Source organism: Paenibacillus sp. FSL R7-0189 (assembly GCF_037969925.1).
GTDB classification, from domain to species: Bacteria; Bacillota; Bacilli; order Paenibacillales; family Paenibacillaceae; genus Paenibacillus_AQ; species Paenibacillus_AQ odorifer.
Genome location: NZ_CP150223.1, coordinates 5,729,757 through 5,748,616, shown reverse-complemented (window position 1 = coordinate 5,748,616; position 18,860 = coordinate 5,729,757). Strand labels below are relative to the sequence as shown.

16 protein-coding genes are annotated in these 18,860 nt (G+C 41.6%); 12 read left to right on the top strand and 4 right to left on the bottom strand.

Annotation, left to right across the window (positions count from 1 at the left end; all coding sequences use genetic code 11):
* The first annotated feature begins 71 nt into the window (after nucleotides 1-71).
* The 6 genes from MKY63_RS25235 to MKY63_RS25210 all read left to right on the top strand — a co-directional run bounded on the left by MKY63_RS25235 (nucleotide 72) and on the right by MKY63_RS25210 (nucleotide 9,135).
* Nucleotides 72-2,042 carry an AraC family transcriptional regulator gene (locus MKY63_RS25235; RefSeq protein ID WP_339810196.1) on the top strand — a complete coding sequence of 657 codons (1,971 nt, stop codon included), beginning with the start codon at nucleotides 72-74 and terminating at the stop codon, nucleotides 2,040-2,042.
* A 194-nt stretch (nucleotides 2,043-2,236) separates the two neighbouring features.
* The gene (locus tag MKY63_RS25230) at nucleotides 2,237-3,142 is read left to right on the top strand and encodes an iron ABC transporter permease (RefSeq protein WP_339810193.1); all 906 of its coding nucleotides are present in this window, start codon (nucleotides 2,237-2,239) and stop codon (nucleotides 3,140-3,142) included.
* Complete coding sequence (locus MKY63_RS25225; protein ID WP_076143611.1) at nucleotides 3,139-4,152, top strand: iron ABC transporter permease; 1,014 nt, start codon at nucleotides 3,139-3,141, stop codon at nucleotides 4,150-4,152. Before MKY63_RS25230 ends, MKY63_RS25225 begins: the two co-directional genes overlap by 4 nt.
* A 9-nt stretch (nucleotides 4,153-4,161) precedes the next feature.
* The gene (locus tag MKY63_RS25220; protein WP_038571345.1) at nucleotides 4,162-5,019 is read left to right on the top strand and encodes an ABC transporter ATP-binding protein; all 858 of its coding nucleotides are present in this window, start codon (nucleotides 4,162-4,164) and stop codon (nucleotides 5,017-5,019) included.
* Nucleotides 5,020-5,787: 768 nt separating this feature from the next.
* Complete coding sequence (locus MKY63_RS25215) at nucleotides 5,788-7,281, top strand: SMI1/KNR4 family protein (RefSeq protein WP_076274563.1); 1,494 nt, start codon at nucleotides 5,788-5,790, stop codon at nucleotides 7,279-7,281.
* A 375-nt stretch (nucleotides 7,282-7,656) separates the two neighbouring features.
* Nucleotides 7,657-9,135, top strand: coding sequence for a serine hydrolase domain-containing protein (locus MKY63_RS25210; RefSeq protein WP_339810189.1), 1,479 nt, complete (start codon nucleotides 7,657-7,659; stop codon nucleotides 9,133-9,135).
* A 211-nt stretch (nucleotides 9,136-9,346) separates the two neighbouring features.
* On the opposite strand, the gene MKY63_RS25205 is transcribed toward MKY63_RS25210, so the two are convergent.
* The 3 genes from MKY63_RS25205 to MKY63_RS25195 all read right to left on the bottom strand — a co-directional run bounded on the left by MKY63_RS25205 (nucleotide 9,347) and on the right by MKY63_RS25195 (nucleotide 11,399).
* Nucleotides 9,347-9,697 (bottom strand): DUF2178 domain-containing protein, encoded by a 351-nt coding sequence (locus tag MKY63_RS25205; RefSeq protein ID WP_076274565.1) that lies wholly within the window; start codon nucleotides 9,695-9,697, stop codon nucleotides 9,347-9,349.
* On the bottom strand, nucleotides 9,687-9,926 hold the full coding sequence (locus MKY63_RS25200; RefSeq protein WP_036677000.1) for a helix-turn-helix transcriptional regulator: 240 nt from the start codon (nucleotides 9,924-9,926) through the stop codon (nucleotides 9,687-9,689). Before MKY63_RS25200 ends, MKY63_RS25205 begins: the two co-directional genes overlap by 11 nt.
* Before the next feature lie 294 nt (nucleotides 9,927-10,220).
* The gene (locus MKY63_RS25195; protein WP_076274566.1) at nucleotides 10,221-11,399 is read right to left on the bottom strand and encodes an MFS transporter; all 1,179 of its coding nucleotides are present in this window, start codon (nucleotides 11,397-11,399) and stop codon (nucleotides 10,221-10,223) included.
* Nucleotides 11,400-11,542: 143 nt separating this feature from the next.
* On the opposite strand from MKY63_RS25195, the gene MKY63_RS25190 reads away from it, so the two are divergent.
* Nucleotides 11,543-12,154: a TetR/AcrR family transcriptional regulator gene (locus MKY63_RS25190; protein WP_038571358.1), complete on the top strand. Its 612-nt coding sequence runs from the start codon at nucleotides 11,543-11,545 to the stop codon at nucleotides 12,152-12,154.
* 551 nt (nucleotides 12,155-12,705) lie between these two features.
* Here the strand turns inward: MKY63_RS25190 and MKY63_RS25185 are convergent.
* Nucleotides 12,706-13,629: a 2-dehydropantoate 2-reductase N-terminal domain-containing protein gene (locus tag MKY63_RS25185; RefSeq protein WP_076099107.1), complete on the bottom strand. Its 924-nt coding sequence runs from the start codon at nucleotides 13,627-13,629 to the stop codon at nucleotides 12,706-12,708.
* Nucleotides 13,630-13,777: 148 nt separating this feature from the next.
* On the opposite strand from MKY63_RS25185, the gene MKY63_RS25180 reads away from it, so the two are divergent.
* The 5 genes from MKY63_RS25180 (at nucleotide 13,778) to MKY63_RS25160 (ending at nucleotide 18,784) form a co-directional block, all read left to right on the top strand.
* On the top strand, nucleotides 13,778-14,329 hold the full coding sequence (locus tag MKY63_RS25180) for a TetR/AcrR family transcriptional regulator (RefSeq protein ID WP_036676995.1): 552 nt from the start codon (nucleotides 13,778-13,780) through the stop codon (nucleotides 14,327-14,329).
* Between the two features lie 413 nt (nucleotides 14,330-14,742).
* Nucleotides 14,743-15,669, top strand: coding sequence for a DUF2268 domain-containing protein (locus MKY63_RS25175; RefSeq protein WP_036676993.1), 927 nt, complete (start codon nucleotides 14,743-14,745; stop codon nucleotides 15,667-15,669).
* Nucleotides 15,644-16,393, top strand: coding sequence for a MerR family transcriptional regulator (locus MKY63_RS25170; protein ID WP_036676991.1), 750 nt, complete (start codon nucleotides 15,644-15,646; stop codon nucleotides 16,391-16,393). The genes MKY63_RS25175 and MKY63_RS25170 overlap by 26 nt, the downstream gene beginning before the upstream one ends.
* Nucleotides 16,394-16,779: 386 nt before the next feature.
* Nucleotides 16,780-17,013 (top strand): transcriptional regulator, encoded by a 234-nt coding sequence (locus tag MKY63_RS25165; protein ID WP_076106729.1) that lies wholly within the window; start codon nucleotides 16,780-16,782, stop codon nucleotides 17,011-17,013.
* Nucleotides 17,014-17,284: 271 nt separating this feature from the next.
* On the top strand, nucleotides 17,285-18,784 hold the full coding sequence (locus tag MKY63_RS25160) for a dienelactone hydrolase (protein WP_339810184.1): 1,500 nt from the start codon (nucleotides 17,285-17,287) through the stop codon (nucleotides 18,782-18,784).
* Nucleotides 18,785-18,860 lie beyond the last annotated feature (76 nt).

Genomic DNA, 18,860 nt, shown 5'->3' with positions numbered 1-18,860 from the left:
ATATTGATAATCAATATCAATTGATAGGTGATATATAAAATGGAAAAAGTGAGATGAGGGAGCGCAGATAGATGCAAGACGAAGCAGCAGCAAGCCAGGTATTTACACCGGAGATGATCGATACGATGGCCCACATTTGGACACGTTCGATCATTACATTAATAGACGTGCGTTTTCAGAATGTAGCGTCCCAATACCCGTTGGAGCAGTATAAAATGCCTAGTAGCATGTTTATCTATGCATGTGGAGGAGAAGCACAAATTCAACTGAATGAAACCACATTTGGAATGGAACGCTTTGGTTTAGTTCACGGAGGGAAGGGGAGCCTGCTCAGTATTTCACCTATAGGGGAGAATGTGAAGACCTTTATGGTGTTTTATAAAGCAGAATTACCTCTTTTTTTCAAGAGGCACCTGCAGCAATTACTGGAGGAAGTGAACCCATTTGTTCAACAGTTTGGTTATACACCAAGTAATCCTATCTTGCTACTCGATTGGTTTCAACAGATGATGAATGGCTGGAACCGCGGCAAGGCGATGGATCAGCTGCAGGCCAAAAGTTTTCTATATCAATTGATTCATGGGGTCTACAGAGATTTTGAGAGTGGTGAGATTCGGTATCTCCAGCCAGATCCGGCTTGTTCTGCCAAGATATACCTCGATAAACATTACATGCAGCCGATTATGTTTCAAGAAATTGCCGATATGTTTGGGATCAGTGGCGGGCAATTGACGCGGCTGTTCAAAAAGAAGGAAGGCATGAGCTTACAGGAGTACCTCATTCAGAGAAGGATTGAAGCTGCCTGCCATGACTTGAAGCATACAGAAGCAACCATTAAAGAGATCGCAACAGGATCTGGTTTTGCAGATGAGAAAAATCTGTTTCGGATGTTTAAGAAGTATTACAAGATGACACCAAGTGATTATCGGAATATAAACGCACTATCCATGCAGGTTGATGGTATTGATAATGATTCTCATTTTCTTTACTATGAGAGGGAACTAGCAGGTCTAGTCCAGTCTTATAGAGAAGGGGAATCAACCATGTTTGGAAAAGTTAGAAGTAAAGAAATGATCTTGGCGGCGGCGATGAGCTTGATGCTGTTATTGTCGGCATGTGCGTCGGGAACGCCATCGAATAACGGGGGAACGGTAAATCCAAACCCTGCACAGACACAACAGACGACACAACCGGAAGTATCGGAGACGAAAGCTTCAGAAGCAGTCTCGCAGACGAGAACGATATCCACAGTAAAGGGTGACGTTAAGGTGCCTAACAACCCTCAGCGTGTTGTAGTCGATTACTTAGTGGGTGATGTGGTAGCCCTGGGTGTAACTCCTCTAGGTGTGGCGAGAGCAGCAAGGGACGGGAAAGAGGCTGTTTTTGCTAACCAGATTACAGACTCCATTAAAATAGCTATGGAGCCGGAAGATGTCATGACTCTTGAGCCTGATCTGATCATTTTAGCATGGGGTGATGAAAATTATGAAGATTTATCCAAAATTGCCCCAACAATTTATGTCCCTTATGGTGATATGACTACAGAAGAGCGTATACATTTTATTGGCGATGTTTTGAACAAGCAGGAAGAGGCTAAGGCTGTTTTGAGTGCTTATGCCGGAAAAATCGAAGAAGCGAAGTTAGCCCTTCAGAATGCAGGTCTTTCAGACGTGACGATTACTATGGGGGAATTCAGTGATAAAAGTAACTACATCGCTGGAGCCAAACATGCGGTTGGCGAGCTTGTTTATAATGAACTTAAAATGAAGGCACCATCAAAAGTTCAAACTGATATTATTGACGCAGATAAATATTGGGGAGATATCTCTATGGAGGTATTGGCTGCTTACATAGGGGATTATCTAATCGCTATAGGAGATACGGAAGTTCCTACTAATAATGCGGTCTGGAAATCACTACCTGCTGTGCAACATAACCGGATCATAACGGTGGGTACATCGCTATCTTGGTCCACGGATATAATGACTTCCAGTGCATTGATTGATCATATTATCAAACAATTGCTGGCAATGCCTCAATAAGGGTTTTGACAAGGTATTAAGAAGTACTCCAATTTACAAATATGACTGTCAGTAGGTAAGGAAAGGAAAACGTAATGAAAAACAAGCCTGAACAAAAACGCCGTGGGGCGGTGAACTTCACCATGTACATGGTGGTAGGGCTTGGATTAACGGTTCTCATGTCGGCGGCGTCGATTAGCTTCGGTGCCGCCGACATGAGGTTAGCGACTGCATGGGAGGCTATTTTCCGATTTGATCCAACGCTCACTGAGCATCAAATTATTCAAACCCTACGTCTTCCGCGTACCGTAGCCGATCTGATCGTCGGGTGCAGCCTTGCGGTATGTGGGGCTATTATGCAGGGAACGACGCGCAATCCGCTGGCCGACTCCGGGCTGATGGGGATCAGCTCTGGGGCAGCATTCGCGATTGCTCTTTGCCTGGCCTTTCTGCCGGGTTATTCGTATGGGCAGATGATGCTGTTTGCTTGTCTGGGAGCAGCGCTCGCGACCGGGATCACTTATTTCATCGCGTCACTGGGCAAGCGCGGGATGACGCCTCAGCGGCTGGTACTGGCAGGACTGTCCATCTCCATGCTATTTGGCGCACTCAGTCAGTATTTAGCGATCAATTATAACCTGGGTCGAGCATTGGCATTTTGGACGGCAGGCAGTACAGCGGGGGTCAAGTGGGGGGAATTGCTAATTATCTCACCGCTATTTGTTGGAGGTGTGCTGCTGGCGCTGATGCTATCTCCTTCTGTTACACTGCTCAGTTTGGGGGATGATGTGGCAAGTGGACTCGGTATTCGTAGCGGACTTGTCAAGGGGTTATCGACGATTATCGTGCTCGTGCTGACTGGATTGGCTGTTGTCTTAGTTGGCCCCATCGGTTTTGTTGGTCTGATTACCCCACATATTGTGCGATACATGATCGGTGTCGACTATCGTTACATTATTCCGGCAGCTGCGCTATATGGTGCGTTGCTGACCTTGTCGGCCGATCTGGCTGGACGCTTGATCAATAAGCCGTTCGAAACACCGATTGGCATTATATTTTCTATCATTGGTGTGCCGTACTTTCTCTTCCTGGCTCGCAAGCAAAGGAGGGAAGCTGAATGATCAAGCAGCGTTATACGGTGCAAAGGGGCATAATCGTCAATATAGTGCTTATGGTGCTCATCCTTATGTTTGCTGTCATTAGCATGAATTCTGGCAAAATGAATCTTTCACCGCTAGAAGTTCTGAATGTTCTCCTGGGAAACGGTACAGACAAGCAAAATCTGATCGTGTTCGATTTTCGCCTGCCACGAATCACACTGTCGATCTTGGTAGGTCTGGGAATGGGAGCGTCTGGGGTCGTGATGCAGAGTTTGCTGCGCAATGACATGGCTAGTCCGGGGACGCTGGGGATTAGTTCGGGATCAGGTTTGTTTGTCCTGTTCTTTGTCGTATTCATCGCATCAACAGGAAAGGGCTCCTTTATTGCTCTGCCACTACTGGCCTTTGTTGGCGGATTGTTGGCGGCGGGATTAATCTTCTTATTATCGTATCGCCGTGGGCGAGATATCTCACCAATCGGTTTGATCTTAACCGGGGTCGCACTCGGAAGCGGGTATGAAGCGCTGACCACCTTCCTGACACTCAAGCTGAATGATTCGCAGATGGATTTCATGCTGCACTGGCTGGCAGGAAGCTTATGGGGCGCTGATTGGCGCTATATCTCCGTACTGGGACCATGGGTCTTGATTTTACTCGGCTATATTTTCTACAAGTCTCGCATACTCAACACCCTCCATCTGGGCAATCAGACGGCAGTAGGGCTGGGTCTTGCCGTGAAGCGGCAGTTTTTGGGGTTGTCGATCGCTGCGGTTGCTTTATCCTCTGGCAGTGTGGCCGTGGGTGGAAGCTTCTTTTTCGTTGGCTTGATCGCTCCGCATATGGCAAGAAAACTGGTCGGGCCCGATCACAAATTGCTCGTTCCCGCTGCCAGCCTGACCGGGGGATTAGTCGTGGTACTTGCTGACACGATTACGCGCACGGTTAGCCTGGGGGGAGATGTGCCGACGGGAATTGTCATTACGGTCATCAGTGTTCCGTACTTTCTTTATTTACTATCGAAGGCCAATTAGGAGGACGTCATGGAAAGTATTACAGCGCAACAAATCGATATTGCCTATAATGACACGCTTATCGTACAAGAACTGGACTTGCAGATTCCGCGTGGACAGATTACCTCGATTATTGGTCCCAATGGATGCGGCAAATCAACCGTACTAAAGGCAGTTGGTCGGCTGCTTAAGACGAATAATGGTACGGTTTATCTGAATGGTGCAGATATCCGCACGCTGTCCACCAAGGAAGTGGCCAAGCAGATGGCGATTCTGCCGCAGACGCCGACCGCACCAAGCGGTTTGACGGTCGGTCAATTAGTCGCCTATGGGCGTTTTCCACATCAACGGGGCTTCGGCAAGCTCTCCAAAGAGGATAAGCAAGTAGTAGCCTGGGCCCTATCGGTTACACAGCTTACAGCGTTTGAGCATCGTGAGGTCGATACGCTATCTGGCGGTCAGCGTCAGCGCGTATGGATTGCGATGGCTCTCGCCCAGCAAACCGATCTGATCCTGCTGGATGAACCCACCACCTATCTGGACCTGGCGCATCAGCTTGAAGTGCTGGAACTGCTCTATGAACTGAATCGCAGTCAACAGGTGACGATTGTGATGGTGCTGCATGACCTGAATCTGGCAGCACGCTTCTCCGACTATATGGTGGCGATTCGTGAGGGCCAGGTGGTGGAGCATGGTTCGCCAGAGCGTGTAATGACGGTACGAACGCTGCGTGAGGTGTTTGCCATTGATGCCGAGATTATGCTGGAACCACGAACAGGGCGACCGGTGTATGTGACGTACGAGCTCTTGCGTGATAGTCGTAGAGAACAAGGAGTAGATCAAGGATTCCCAAAAGCTAAGGAACAGAAAGAGGCGATTGCCACTTGAAAATCGCATAGCGTGTCCTCCTAGGCGCACGGAAATACTGGTGCAGTTAGGCATTGGATTTGCCGGGGTCGTGATAGCCACGATTCAACGCGTATAGCCTTTGCTGTAGCTTCCACAAGCAACTCCATAAAAGGGGGCTATGGCTTTGTTGGGGAGGGGAGAGATAATAATAAATTACAACATATCCTAAATAAAATTCAAAGCCGCAGGTACCTAGCTTGCGGGCTTTTTTTATTATTCGGAGCACTAGATTACGTGATTAATTTGAGAAAACCAGTATATATAACACTAAATGAAGCAAGGAGGACTATTGAAGGTATCAGAGGAATGCGCAACAAGCAGATTGCCCGGAAACTGCAGATGGGGACCGCAACACAGCAGTTGAGAAGATCAGCTGGTTCAGACTCAGGGCGCACAATCACAATAGAATCTAAACGTGGCTGAAAGCTTGGAACAGATGTATCCCGCGGTGAGGACAAATCGGGCTGAACCGTACCATAAATAGGGTAAAAAATTAGTTGTGAATGAAGTTTATATAGAGATAAAATTAACCCCTAAGATGACTCTTAGGTTTTTGTATATGACTTAATACAACAATATTTACAAATTCATGATACGATATTGCTAAATTGGGAAATAGATGCTCCATATGTAAGATAGAATTAATTATTGATAGAACTGTTGAAGATGAATCATAACAAAATGATTGATGATCAACCAAGGATGTTTACTGAAACTATTATGACTCTGTAGAATGGGGGCCACTATATGTCATTAGCTAATAAAAAAGAAGAGTGTTTAATTATTGAGACATTAAAATCGCATATACCAAATGTAGAGGAATTATTGAATCCAGCAGTTGAGGAATCAGAAATAGATCTTTTCGAGAGCATGATGAACTGCAAATTTCCAGAAGATTTCAGAAAGTTATACATGAATTATAATGGAGAAGGAGAGCAGATTTTTGGCGTTATGGCTGGTCTTGGTTGGATGAACATTGAATCGATAGTAAGCAACTGGAAGTCCCTTTTGGAATCAGCTTACGATATTATATCCAGCAAATCAGATGTAATAAAAGATGGGAACTACAGAGAAGGCTGGATTCCTTTTGCTGAAGATGGTGGTGGCTCATTTTTGGCAATAGATTTAGACCCCGGAAATAAAGGCGTTTATGGGCAAATTATTACGATTGATCATAATTCTAATTTTTCCTATGTTATTGCTGAAAGTTTGGGGCATTTCTTTGAATTTATTGATTCGAGCCTCAGAAATAGTAGTATTGGTATTCGTGAAGAAGATGATGTAATCATATTATCTCGTGAAAATGGAAGTTTGTTAGATGATATTTTGGCTTTGACTAATTGGAATATCGAAGAGAAAAGCCTTATCCCTGTAAGCGGATTTTGGGAAGAGTATTTTAAAGACGATGTTGAGAGTGGTTTTGTATCTTCAAAAACATTGAAAAAAAAGAGAATGGTATTTATTAGAGCTGATCAAGCTCAAAAATACGGAGCAATATCTTTGGATATTTTAACCCATATGGTTAATCTTAAAGAACTTATTATACATGCGGATGAAATTACTAATTTTGATGTACTTCAACGGTTGACTTCTTTAGCAGAACTTGTGATAGGATCAGAAGCTTTTAAAGAGTCTGATTTGAAGTACTTGGTTTCTTTAGAGGGGTTAAGGAAGCTAACATTAATAGGACTTCCATTAAAAAATATACATAAACTGAAAGATATAAAGAAATTAAAGAGTTTGAGATTATGTAGAATGAACTCAATTGAAATGGAATTAATAGGAACTATAAAAAATTTGAAGGAACTAAGTTTAGAAGAAATGGAGGTTGGCGACCTGCTTTATATTTCAAACCTTAGTAAGTTAATAAAACTAGAGCTCAAACAAGTGACAATACCACATTTATCATTCTTAAAAGCTTTAAAGAATCTAACGGTTTTTGAGACAGATAGCTGTGCAATAGATGAATCACACATAGAGGTTATAGGAGAATTGAAGAAATTAAAGCAGTTCACTTATCCGGTTGGAGATTTAACAATACTCAAAAATTGTATGAGTCTAAAGCAGATTGGAGTAGATGCATCAAGACTTAAAGGTTTGGAGGAAATTTCAGACTGTAATATAGTCGATATAACTATATTTCATGCAACATCGAAAGAGAATGCGAAGTCCGTAGTCGCGGAGTTTAGTAAATACTTTAAACTTCAGTCATATGGATGGCAGGTAACATGGAAAGATTAATGAAACTTGCCTACGCTGAGCTTTATCATAATAGGGTGGAATTTTTATAAAAGAAAGGAGACTAGCCATATTGGTTAGTCTCCTTTCTTTTTGCCGTTAGACCAACGCTGATACCTAATAAAATAGTAGTGGTGAAGCAGAAAAATTGTAGACATGAGATTTAAGCCATTGACCTTTCCGCTAAGCAATCAGGGGGGGCTTTTTTGCGAAACAAGAAATAATATACATGGGTCTGTGAAGTTTACAATAGTAATCTAATTATTGAACGTTTAGCATTAAGTAAAATGGAACGACGCATTAGGCGGATAAGGCGGATAAGGCGTACTACGGGTTGTTTATATTATCCTCGCATAATTTTTTCGATATGGAGAGTTTATGAAAAAGACTATTGTTTGTGTGATAACGATACTTATATTAATCTCAGGATTCGCAACACAAAGTTATGCGTCGTTGTCAGATACGCAATCTGCGGCAATACACGCGTTGCTGGATGATGCCCGTCGTATATCAGGTGTGCCGGGAATGTCAATCTCGATACTTGCTGCTGATGAAATGTTCTACTTTTCTTCCGGGTATGCAGACCGTGAAAGTGGGTTGTCTGCAAGTGAAAATACACTATATGAGTTGGCCTCGGTCAGTAAAGCTTTTACCGGCATGGGCATTCTGCTGTTGGAGGAGCAAGGGCTGCTGTCAATGACTGACACTGTCCAAAAATATTTACCTTGGTTTACGTTAAAGTATCAAGGGAAACCTGTTGATATGACAAGCCTTACACTCAATAACTTTCTTCACCATACTAGCGGCCTAACAAATGGTAGGCATTCTCAAAATATTCCACAAGGCAATACACCAGATTTGTTGCAAAAGACTGTGGAAATGCTGGTAGATGCTGAGTTGGCGTTCCCTCCCGGTGAACAGTATAGCTATGGAACCGTTAATTATGACGTATTGGGTTTGGTTATTGAGATTGTGTCGGGACAAAGCTATGAAGACTTTATGAGGGAACAGGTATTTCAGCCGTTAGGTCTTCACCAGACGTATGTTTTTAAAGAAGCTGCTCAAGCCACCGGACAGTTGGCACAGGGCTACCGTTCTTCCTTTTTTATGACAACTCCATATAACGCGCCGGATTATTCCGGGAATAAACCCGCAGGCTACATCATTTCTTGTACAAAAGATATGGCGCGTTGGATGGGCATACAGATGGGTATTGTGAAGGACATACCCGAAATATTCCATACGGTTATCGAAAAATCACATCAGGGTGATATGTCTGTTCCGGCTGTCAACGAAATGTATTATGCGGCGGGCTGGACGGTAAACGCCAACCAAACGATTATAGAGCACCCCGGGGGAAATCCCAATTTTGGAACCGAAGTGATCATACTGCCAAATGAACGAACAGCCGTCTGCTTGCTGACCAACGGCGCAAATATCAATAGAAGCATTGTACTAAAAGTTAAAGATATATTAGACGGCAATCTAACGCAGTCATATGAAATAAGCGGCACACAGCTTTTGGACATCATTTTATCGTCTACCACAATTATTTTTTGCTTATTGGCCGTTCTGTTCTTTCTCTTAGGATTACGCAGAAGGAAGACGAATGAGCGGCAGCCAATGACAAAAAAGCGAATAATCGTAACAGCTATTTTGCTGATTGCTACGATTGTCCTGTGTATAATGTGCTGTGCATTAGATTGGTCAACGATACTTATTTGGCAAACATATAGTGTTATTACAGCCTTGATTGCGTCAGCATTATTAACAGCAAGCATTACATGGTTTGTATACACTCACCGATATAATAGTCCCATAAGAGGCGGGGCAGAGCGCGTTTTTTTTGATTTATAAATACATGTTCTTGTCGCGATCAAAGGACAAGAACATGTAACCATTGCCGCTAGAAGCAGAAGGGGGAAGGAACATAAAAGGATATTTTTGATTTTAGCAATTTATTTTACAACCCGATTGCACCTATTGAACTTCCATATCACTTAGTTAGTATATTTATCAACATTGTCTAATCCCCATCCTTAGCTGGCCCTCGCTCTGCGACTCTTCCTTACGACAAATCCTTTTTATACTGGATGGCCATGTGAATTCCACCAGCTAAAAATGCTAGCGCATATTTGAACAAGAAAAAGATGTTCCACATATACTCTTTAGGAAAAATCATGTCACATAGAATAATTGTCAACAGCATAAAGTAACTGCTTTTCAAAAAGATTTTATTTGTCCGTTCATCGTCTTGCCCAATCTTCTTATAAAATACATAGGTAAAAATCGCACTACCCATGAGCAGTAAAAAACCAACTCCAATGAGAATATTCCAATTTCCTATAGATTGCTCAGCCCAGGACTTTAAAGGGTGAAAAATTGCGTTATGGATATCAGAAATAGACTTAATTTTCATTTTGATCATTTCCTTTCAAATAAGTAAAAACATCGTTTACATCAACATTAAAAAAATCAGCAATCCGAAAAGCCAATAGCAGAGTCGGAACATAATTCCCTTTTTCCATTACGAAAATGGTTTGTTTGGAAACCCCGACTTTCTCTGCTAATTCTTGCTGAGACATTCTGGCAAGTACACGATATTCATAAACCTTATTGGATATCGAATCACCAAAATCTTTCTTCATGACCATCACCTCTTGAAGCAAATTATAAACTTATTTTTAACAAAAGTAAAGTATACTTATACTAAGTAATATAAAACCTTTATGTTTACTTAGATTGCTTTGATTTACAAGACTAGACTACAAAAAGAACCTGACGAAATTCATGATTCCGTCAGGTTCACATATCGATCTGATATAATTTATGGTTTTTGGTGGTGCATTTTATGATTTTCAGTGGCGCAAATCGATGAATGATTGCCACAATCGTGCAAGAACAATTCACAGTCAATAGCAGACGGATGGCAATCGGATTACTTAACGGCTCTGGGATGGGCGAAATCCATACCTTTTAGCACGCCAGGCAACAAACAGAGCAAGAAGCAAGAGAAGCAGGAGTGCCCAAGGAAAGGAGGTTGTACCCCATTGATTCAGAAGGACTCCTCCCAATATCCCACCGCCGGCGATAGCCAGATTCCAAACCGTTGTATTGATAGGCATCACGATATCCACACCTTGCTTCCCGGCAGCCTGGGCAAGTGCCGTCTGCAACAATGTTGCCGCACCACCGAATGTCAGCCCCCACAGCGCAACAGAAATGAAGATAATAGTACCATGCTCACTCCAAAGTCCTAGTACAAGAGATATCAGAGCAAATCCGGTAAGACTGATGAGAACCAACGGACGCAACCAACGATCAATGAAAATCCCAATCACCCAGATTCCCACCAGTGCCATAATCCCAAAAATAAGTAGAATCTGTCCGAGATAGGGTTCTAGCCCCATATCATCCAGGAAAGGAGACATATAGGTGTACAAAATATTATGTGCCAGCATCCAGGTAAGAACCACAGCCAAGATAGGAATCACCCCAGGTGTGAGTAAAACTTTGAATACTGAAATGCGTTTATCAGCCGACTGTCCCGGATAATCGGGAACTTTCCAGAGCACCCAGAAAATTAGCAAGAACGCCAACAACGACATCAACCAGAACACCGAGCGCCAGCCCATTAAGGTTCCTATCAGCGTACCGGCAGGAACTCCAAGGGATAAAGCAATGGGTGTTCCAATCATGGCTACAGCCATGCCCCTTCCCTTTAGATGATCAGGCACCATACGTAGAGCATAACTGGCAATCAAGCCCCATAAAACACCGGCAGCTACTCCGGCAAAGAAGCGAGCGACAAGTGTTAGTACATAGTTCAATGAGAGAGCTGTAATAGTGTTGAAGATAAGAAATCCGATAATCGATAGAAGCAAAAGCGGACGCCGCCGCCACCCCCCAGTCAGTACTGCCACGGGTATGGCGGCAACCATCGAACCAATGGCGTACAATGTGACAAGTTGTCCAGCCAATGCTTCCGACACCTGTAGCCCTTCTTTGATTTGCGGCAACAACCCCGCGGGAAGGGTTTCAGTCATAATTGCAATAAAACCAGCCACAGCTAAGGCTAACAACCCCAACCATGGGAAACGATTAGAAGATAAATCAGACATCTATGAGCCTCCTTCTAGGCAGATATGAAAAGTTAATCGACTTGTGGATCGATCATTCCTTATGTTATTCAACCTTTCACACCTTGTCAATAACTTTTGGATCGATTAGTATATAATTAAGAAAAACAAGGGGGGGATCTCTTATGGCAAGAACTGGACGTCCACGCATTTTTGATCGGGATGAAGCGCTTTTAAAGGCGATGATGCTCTTTTGGGAACAAGGATACGAAGCAACCTCGTTGCTACAACTTCGAGCGGACATGGGGAATATTTCAGCAGCCAGTTTCTATGCGGCCTTTGAGTCAAAAGAAGCCCTGTTTAAAGAAGCTGTTGAACAATATATGGGGACTTTTGGACGAGTCACGGAAAGTCTTGCGGATCACACGCTTACTCCTCGGGAAGCAATTGAAACAACTTTAAGACGTACCGCAAAAATGCAAACGGATAGCGATCATCCGAATGGCTGTTTGATTGTGCTGTCAGCTAGCACATGCTCCTCCAAAAACAATCATATTCGTGAAATTGTTGCTGAAAAAAGAAAGCAGATTCGTAGCCACCTGCAAGATTGCATCCAGCGTGCCATAGATGTTGGTGAAATTCCTTCGTCCATAGATGTCTCGATGATGACTACCGTCTTTGATACCTTCATGCATGGCATATCTACACAAGCAAGGGACGGAGTCCCTTTTGCAACGATTGATCGCGCCATCACGGAGGTAATGGGCATCTGGGAGCTATTTAAACATTCAGCCTGACTTTAAAGCGATAGAAAAACCAAAATAGAGCACTCGGCCATAACGTGAGTCAAATCAAAACACCTTTAAGAAAGTTCTTCCCAGTCGTAAGATAGGGGGATCATTTGAGAGGTGTTTTTGTGTTGGTAACCAAAGTGGGCTACTCCGTAGAAGTGAAGATGAAAGCCACAGAAATGAGATTGGCGGGCGTTTCGGGGAGAGATTATCATGGGGCGTTTTGGACTTAATGGATTGCAAGTTAGGAAAAGTGGGAGGGGAACGTTTATGAGTTTTGATTATTTCTGGGGATTCTTTAGTGCGATATGTGGATATGTATGGTGTTCTGTGAAAAAAAGTCTTAGACTGGGTCCAGTAAATAAAGCAGCGACAGAAAAAGACTTGATAAATAAAGTCTTAGACTGCCGCTGTTGTTGTTCAATTATCGTTTCCCGTTAGTTTAGTCAAGGATGTTACGAAAAAACTATATATTTCGATTTTCATATTTAGATTAACCCCAATTGAAGGATTTAATGAAAATAAATTAAAAATCACCATACTATTTTAACAAAAAATTACTGAACATGTATTTCCGATTTGATATCATTTTGACTTAAAAATTTCATTAAATCATTACTCAACTGCACAATCTCATTGTTAGCATTATTCGCATAATCCGGCAACATCATATCCCTAACCATTTTAGTTCTTAGCCATGTCATAAAGAAAAGATCCAAAAATAAGTTTGGAAATTTCAGCACCATTTTAAGCATTGATGGATCAATTGAAACGCCAGCTTTTTGTATTGCCCTTAGATAGGTTTTTAAAGTGACTGTTATTTTGCGTGCCGTCTTTCTGGTTCTGGCTGTTTTTTTGTCAATTATCTTATTCTCAGAATGCAAAAAACTCAACATGGCAATATCTGATACGGAATGTGTGATTAAATACGCTTGCATATCCTTTTTAATAACGTAGGGAAGCTTTGCTGTCTTAAATAATTTTGCGAGGTTTTCTATGCGTTCTGTCACTACACTATTAATTTCTCCAAATGCAGTTGCCGCTATGAACTTTGGTAGAAATCGAGCATGCAATACTCCATCTTTAATCTGTCCGCCGAAGCCAGGAAAAGCTGGTAAAAGTCTATCTCCTATGATATCCAGCCACGAAGAAAATCCAATTGAATTACTAATCATCGTAACTATATTTTTGCTTTGATTATCTTTTAGCGCTAACAATGCTGATTCGGACCGATCATAACGAACGGTAACGAAAATAAAATCGTATACATCGTCATTTTCGAGCGTATCAATGACATTCACTTGTATCGATCTAATTGTACCTTTTTCTATATACTGCAGGCCATTTTCTCTTAATGATTTATATCTATTCGAATGTGCAAACAGGCTAACGTCAAACCCTGCTTCAAAAAGCTTAATTGCGTACATGCTCCCGATGACACCTGCACCAAAAATTAAAATTCTATCTTGTTTTGCTGACAATTAAACCACCCCTACTTATTAGCATTTTCTTTTAATTATCCGACAACATGTTGTATGATGTGATTATAAATCTTCATTATTCCTTGATCAACCATCAGTTTTTTATGATTTGTCGGATGATATTCTTATTCACTAGTAGGAGGGTAACATGAAAAAGCAACCCCAAATAACGGAGAAAACAAGACAAAAGTTTGTAGAAGTTTTTTGTGAGTTATATAGCCAAAAGCCGATTGAAAAAATTTCGATTCAGGAAATTTCGAATAAGTCAGGATATAACCGCAGCACCTTTTATCAATACTTTACTGACATTTACGAATTGTTAGACTCTGTTGAAAATGACTTATTGAATGACATAAAAAAAGAATTGGCGAATAAAGAGCTATCGAAGGATACGGTTCAAGATACGCTCAATTGTCTGGATAAAAAAGAACATCTCCTGGTTCTTAATGCCCTTTTGGGTGATTATGGAAGTGCCCGTTTTTTAAAACGCTTAAAGAAAGAAATCACTTTGGATCAATTAGAATTAAACGTTCCGCAAAACCAATCCTTAACGCCATACTTCATTGAGTTTTACCTGACAACTGCTCTTTCTTTGTTTCGTCTTTGGCTCCAGCGTCAAAAGGATTTGTCGTCTGAAGAATTTTTCAAGTTAGTGGAGAACCTATATTCAAAAGGGATTACGCCCTATTTTAACGAATGAGTCTGTCATTCAAACCAAATCCATATGTTCTATAACAATAAATAAGCGCGCATAAGCTTGTTTACACAATATACTCCATAAAAACTGACCTAACTTACTCTTAAGGTGGACGATGTTATAGAGCACGAGATAGGGCGTTATTGCTTATATATGTACGGAGCGACATTCCATACGATCAGTTTCTGTTATATTGAAATATCAACGAAATTGTTTGTAACCTTTTGCAAATTCGTATCTAACAATTGATTCAACGGTGTAATCATAATTATTAGGGCAAAGGAGAATCATCTGGGAAGAAACTTATATAACTGGCGATAAAAGTACCTAATTATCAGTATTTGATCCAAATCCCTTGACTATGACGTTAGGTCATAGTGCATAATTCTCACTATAGACGACTAGGAGTGAGAGATATGAACATAAAAACATTGCGTTCAGACCACATTTATCAAAAAGTTGCCCAAGCTTCGCCCGAGGAAAAACTTGAATTATTCAGAAATGAAATGATGGCTCCCTTTATGAAACAATGGCAAATTCAACAGATCCCTTTTAGAGCTGAAGAGGGGAATGGTTTTGACGTTGTTACGTTTAATAGTATAATGCATCGATCCCCTGATCAGATTACCCAGCAGATTTCATCTGAGGTAGAGTTGATTTCATCAGATTCTTTTTGGTTAGAGTGTGAGCACGCGGTAAGGAAAAGCCTCCGTCTATTTATAGAGCATGAAATAAGTCTCCCCGTATCCGAATATTTGTTTACCATTCAACTAGGGAATCCTGAAAGCAGTGCCTTAACAATAAACGAAGGATATAGTGGCTTTGGGGGCATTCCCGGGTTTATCTGGGGTACACTCTTGCCAAATGAGTACACGATTTCTCGAATGAAGGCTGCGCTGGCGCACGAATGCAACCATAATGTGCGATATCAATTTATTCAGTGGGATCACACCGTTAATTTGGGCGAGCTCATTGTAAGTGAAGGATTAGCTGAAAACTATGCTATGTTCATGTTTGGCGAAGAATTGCTCGGCCCTTGGGTAACGAAAACAAACGCAGACACACTTAACAGGCGCATAAAGCCTGTCCTTAGAGAGCAATTGCAATTAACAGGGTTTGATAAATTTGCTCCGTATCTTTACGGTGACGAGATCGCCAAACTTCAAAACTTTGAACCGGTCAATATGCCTTATAGTGCTGGCTACGCTTGCGGATATTATTTAATCCAATATTATTTAAGAAAAACAGGAAGAACAATCTTTGAGGCCACAATAACACCTGCTGCTCAAATACTAGACGAAGTAAAAGGATTTTGGGATGAAGAAACCATTATTAGCTGTTAAAGATATTGTTCAGATTACAGGCATTACTAGCCGGACCTTGCATTATTACGATAGGATTGATTTATTTAAACCGACACATCTGACGGAAAAAGGGTATCGCTTATATGATCGAAGCAGTTTGGAAAAACTTCAAACTATTTTGTTCTTAAAGGAATTGGATTTTTCCTTGAAAGAAATTGCGGACATTTTAAAGCTGACCAGGCAAGAACAGAATCAAATATTAAAGAAGCAGAGACAAACCTTATTTTCGAGAAAACAAAGACTAGAAACCATCATGGTTGCTCTCGAAGAATACGTTTCGGGGAATGATATTAGTAATTTGCAAATTTTCAACAATTCTTCCGTTTTGCCATTAAAAGAACAATATGCAAATGAGGCGAGATTCATCTATGGTGAAACAGAAGCGTATAATGTGTTTAATGAAACGTTGGATAAACTATCACAAGATGAAATAGATGAACGTTTTCAATCGATGGAGGAAGTATTCAAGCAAATTGCGTCTTGTGTCGATCAGCATCCTTCCTCCGATGAAGTTCAGCGATTAATCAAGGAGTGGAAAAAAAATCTAATGCAATTCATGCCATGTGATAAAGAGCTACTGGCTTGCATTGCCGATACTTATAAATTCGATGTACGATTCAATAACTACTTTAATCAATATAGCAATGAGGATTTTGCAGATTTTCTACACAGTGCTATTATGCATCATATATCTCAATCGTGAACAGGAAAATTCGTTTGAAACTTCGGTTGATAAGCGGAGTGTGCAGATAGAAGAGAGGAACAATATAGAAAAGACAGCCAAGATAAATAATTTGAAAGCCACAGATAATGCAGTTTTTATAATAAAAAATGAGGAACAGATAGAGAACGCCATACCATATAAATCGAAAACATTTTGGTATGAGTCTTGGCTGAAGATAAAAGAGTTTTTCGGAGTCTAACACGGTTGAACTAACGGGAAACGAAGGCCCGCGATGGAACTCGCCCAACAATTGGGCAGAGGCATGGGGAACTTCATCGTTATAGGACTCTTTATGAAGTATATTCATGCTGGCAATGGACAACGCTTAAGGTTAAGTATTATCTTATACGGGAGGTCATCGCTTCTTGAAATTTGAACTAGGACGTTGCTTACTGAATGAACGATTGATGGAATCCGGAAAGTCAGCGGAATGGCTGGCAAAAGACTTGCTTTTTAAACCGGAACGAGTTTACGACTTTATTGAAAACAAAAGAGTGATGCCACTCAAAATTGCCATATCGATCGCCGATTCCATCGGTTGTGATGTTCGTGCCTTGTATGAATTAATTCCGAACGATAATGAAGTAAAGGGAGATTAAGGGAATAAGTGGTAGGTTGCATTAAAACTACAAATGTGATCCATTAAGCTAGTTAATGATAAACGATAGCTCAATCAAAATGAAAAGGCAGCCGGTCAAATGATCGGCTGCCTTTTCATTAGCTAATAAGCAGTTTACAGTAACGAAACTGATACATTTTGGATTGAGAAACCGTCTTTATACTGAAGCAGCAAAAGGAGGGGAGGTTAGGCTAGCTAGGCAGGAATGATTGGAACAAATGAAAATGAATTTTTTTTAAAGGAGACTTGAGATGAGATTGTTTGAATTATTGCTATATTTGTCAAACATCAGTTTGTTTGTATTAACAGTTGTATTAAAAAAAGGTCAGCGTATAATTCCAGTATTCGTTGCAAGCGGGATCGCCGCAGTTTTACTGGTCATTCATTGGACGGTGGAAGGATACCGAGTGCAGCTGTTTTTATCATATTGCATAACGGTCTTTTTTTTAGCCATTTCAAGTTATAGTTATTTAAAAAAAATCAGTTTCCAAAAAATCCCTCGATTCCTGTTGGGTTCAGCTTATACCGCTATAGCGATCATGCTGGTCGGAACAGCGGTCCTCATGTATGCTTTTCCTGTATTTAAACTCCCTGAACTGACAGGCAAATTTAAGGTAGGAACGCAAACGTTTCATTTTGTGGATACCAATAGGGAAGAGATTTTTGATAAAGCAAGAGAGGGTAAAAGAGAATTGATGGTTCAGGTATGGTATCCGACTCAAGCTGGTAGTGGCAAGCGAACTGCTTTTATTCCCGATACGCGGATTTTAAGTTATATGGCCGCGAACTATGGTCTTCCCGGGTTTACTTTTCAACACCTGAAGTACGTATCCAGTCATGCATATTCGGAGGCGGAAATCTCTACGGCACAGACTTCATACCCACTGATCCTTGGGAATCCCGGCAACGGCTCTTCTAGGTTCCTCCACACGTCGCAAGCCGAATATCTCGCGAGTCACGGATATATCGTGGCAATGATAGACCACACCTACAACACATCTGCAACCGAGTTTCCGGACGGTCGAATCACGACCAGCACAACCAACGACTTATTCTCGCCTGACCATGATTATCGGACGGAAAGCGGAAATCGCGACAAGTTAGGGAAAGTTTTAACCGACGATGTGGTGTTTGTGCTGGACCAATTCGAACTTATCCAATCGGGGCAGATTCCAAGTCATCTAAAAGGCTGGATTGATCTCGACCATGTCGGGGTGTTCGGTCATTCTATCGGTGGAGCAACGGCTTATGACGCTTCTTACGATCCGCGAATCGCGGTTGGCATAGACCTGGATGGAGGGCTTTATCGTCTGCGTGAAAGAGAGGGACTGCAAAAGCCGTTTTTATTCCTCAACTCGGAAAGCTATTTTGAAAAATTAAAAATGGTGATGGATAACCGGGTCTACACGGATGCAGAAATTAACCGTATGGGCTCAACCAGAGAGTGGGAGGATCAAGTAACGGAAGATAAAAAGTTAGAGCTAGAACGGATGCGCAAAGCGGTCGACGAAGGGGGACAAGTCCTCTATATCGAAAATACGGAGCATTTGAATTTTACCGACGTACAGTTCATTTCTCCGATTTTCAAAATGCTGGGCATTACAGGAAAGATTAAGCCCGATAGAGCGGACTCCGTTACCAATACCTATATGCTGAATTTCTTCGATATGTATCTGAAAAATCAAGACGGAATCTTAATGAAAGGACCGGATAGCCGTTTTCCGGAGGTGAAGTTCGTAACCTCGCTATAAATTACGGAGCAGGTTAATATGATTGCAGTTATTTTAGACTGAAGCAACATCATTACGCTTACGGGGAATGATCGAT